3 protein-coding genes are annotated in these 2,900 nt (G+C 70.4%); all 3 read right to left on the reverse strand.

The window, feature by feature from the left end; genetic code table 11:
• Positions 1-98: 98 nt before the first annotated feature.
• A complete protein-coding gene (locus tag AC1DP0_RS20445) occupies positions 99-1,091 on the reverse strand; it encodes an ABC transporter permease (protein WP_478088141.1) in 993 nt (330 codons plus the stop codon).
• Positions 1,092-1,369: 278 nt separating this feature from the next.
• Complete coding sequence (locus AC1DP0_RS20450; protein WP_478088143.1) at positions 1,370-2,383, reverse strand: hemolysin family protein; 1,014 nt, start codon at positions 2,381-2,383, stop codon at positions 1,370-1,372.
• On the reverse strand, positions 2,380-2,900 hold a 521-nt coding region (locus AC1DP0_RS20455; RefSeq protein WP_478088145.1), incomplete at its 5' end, for a transporter associated domain-containing protein. The genes AC1DP0_RS20450 and AC1DP0_RS20455, both read right to left, overlap by 4 nt.

The raw sequence follows: 2,900 nt of genomic DNA on the forward strand, positions 1-2,900 counted from the left end.
CCCCAGGGCGAGGGCGGCCGCGGTCGCGACCGCCATCACGCGTGTGTTCTTCATGAGTGGATGCGCTCCTTCGTGTTGCGGGATGCGGGCTGCGGTGGTTACCGGGACCGCGGGTCGAGGGCGTCACGCAGGCCGTCCCCGAAGAGGTTGAAGGCCAGCACCGTCACGAAGATGGCGAGGCCGGGCCAGAGCATGAACCAAGGGTCGATCTGGTACCACTGGGCCGCGTCCGAGAGCATGCCGCCCCACGTGGCGGTGGGGGGCTGGACGCCGACACCGAGGAAGGAGAGCGCCGCCTCGAAGAGGATGTTGGTCGGGATGAGCAGCGTCGCGTAGACGAGGATCGGCGCCACGAGGTTGGGCAGCAGCTCCTTGAAGAGGATGTAGGGCGAGCGTGCCCCCAAGCTGCGGGCGGCGTCGATGAACTCCCGCTCGCGCAGCGACAGCGTCTGGCCGCGGATGATGCGCCCGATGTACGGCCAGTTGAAGAAGCCGATGATGAAGACGATGACCGAGATGCGCAGGGTGTCGCCCTTCAGGCCGAAGGCCTCGTCGGGCACGACGCCGGCCAGGGCGAGCGCGAAGACGAGCAGGGGGAAGGCGAGGAAGACGTCCATCGTGCGGCTGATGATGGTGTCGACGACCCCACCGAAGAAGGCGGCGACGACCCCGAGGACCGTGCCGATCACCACGGAGAGCAGGGTGGCGAGGAAGGCGATGAGCAACGAGATCTGTGATCCGTAGACGACGCGGCTGAAGATGTCGCGGCCGTTGACCGGCTCGAGCCCGTAGAGGAAGTCCTTGGACATGCCGCCGTACGGGCCGATCGGGATCTGGGTGTTCGGGTCGATGAGCTCCTGGTGGAACTCGTTCGGGGGGTGACCGAGCAGGCCCACCACGAGGGGCGCGCAGACCGCGACGACGATGAGGTAGACGACGACAAACCCGCCGGCGAGCGCGACCTTGTCGCGCTTGAGGCGGGTCCAGGCGATCTGTCCGAGCGAGCGCCCCTCGATGCGCTTCTCGCCCGCCAGGACGGACTCCGGCTGGGCCGAGGTCGCGCCGGGCTCGAGCTCRAGGGGAGTGCTCATGGGTGTCGCCACCTCCGGGTCGTGGTCGTGCCGGGGACCGGGTCGGCCGTCCAACATGCTCTGCAGCAGCCGCAACCTACCCCCCGACGACCGCGCGCGCCCCATCATTCAGCGGCATGTCACGCTCAGCAACCGACTTGGCCGAATCGTGACGCGGTGGAGATCTTCCGGTACGCCGCCACGCTGGACCGGAAGATCGCCCGCTTCGGACATTCCTCCCAGCAGGCATTCAGGTGCACCCCAGCAACGCGGTGCCGGCGCGCCTCACCTGACCGTGACTAGGCGTCCGTCTCGTCGTCGAACCGACCGAGGACGCGCTCGAGCAGGTCCTCCATCGTCACGAGCCCGACCGGCCCGGACACGTCGTCCACGAGGACGAGCTGGGCGTGCTGGGCCCGCATCACCGACACGGCGTCGAGCAGGGACAGCCCGGCGTCGACGTGGACCACCGGTGTCGTGACGGTCGTGACGGCCGCTCCGGGGAGGGCACGCACGATGTCGCGGACGTGGGCGATGCCCACCGCGTCGCCTCCCTCGCGGACGACGAGCCTGGAGCGGCCGCTGTCTCGCGAAACGGCCTCCGCCTCGGCGCAGGTCGTGGTCGTGGCGACCGCGACGAACGCGGCGACCGGGACGACGGCATCGGTCAGCGAGGTCGTGTCCAGGTCGATGGCGCCCGCGAGCACCCGGTGCTCCGGCTCGGCGAGCATGCCGTGGTCCTTGGAGCTGGCGATGAGCAGCTGGAGCTCCCTGGGGCCGTGGACCTGGCCGAGCTCGTCCTGCGGTGTGACGCCGACGAGGCGGAGGCAGCCGTTGGCCATGGCGTTGAGCAGGCTGAGCCCAGGGCGCATGACCCGTGCGAACCCGCGGAACGGCAGCGCCAGCAGCACCGCCGACCGCTCGGGGTGGGCGATGGCCCACGACTTCGGGGCCATCTCGCCGACGACCATGTGCAGGAAGACGACGATCGCCACGGCCAGCACGACGGAGACGACGTATGCCGCCGCGTCCGGGACGCGCACGAAGGTGAACACCGGGGTGAGCAGCTCCGCCACGGCAGGTTTGGCCAGCGAACCGAGACCCAGCGTGCAGAGGGTGATCCCGAGCTGCGCGCCGGCCAGCATCAGCGACAGCTCGCGGCTGCCACGCACGGCAGCCCGCGCCGCCACGCTGCCTCGCTCGGCGAGGACCTCGAGCCGGTGCCGCTTGCTGGCCACGAGGGCGAACTCCGCAGCGACGAAGAAGGCGTTGAGGACGAGGAGCAGCAGGGAGACCAGCAGGGCGGCCGTCATCGGGCGGCCTCCGTCCCCGCGTCAGGGGCACCGTCGGTGCCGAGAGCCTCGAGGTCCGACATGAGGTCGAGCACCTGGACCCGCACCGACGCCGGGACATGCCGCTCCACGGCCTCGACGGTGAGGCGCACCGACACCGGCAGGTGCCGGCTCTCGGGCTCGTGGTGGCGCTCGCGCGCCTCGACAGGGTCGCCCGGGTGGGACACGTCCTTGCTGTCCTCACCGCTGGCCTCACCGTCGCCGAGGTGACGGTCCGGCGCGATCTCGCGGCGGGCCTCGAGGTGCACCTCGTCACCGACGACAGCGGTGCGCCCGAGATCCGCGAGGATGAGCCCGCTGATCGTCGAGTACTCGTCGCTGCTCTCGAGCCGCAGGTCGGTGGCGGTGTCGAGCTCGTCGAGCCGCAGGTGCCCGGGCACGCTCCAGGTGTCGGGGGAGGTCTCGACGACGCCGGGCTCTGGCCCGTCGTCCTCGTCGAGGATCTCACCGACGACCTCCTCGGCGATGTCCTCGAAGG

The sequence above is a fragment of the Terrabacter sp. P5_B1 genome, from assembly GCF_056400505.1.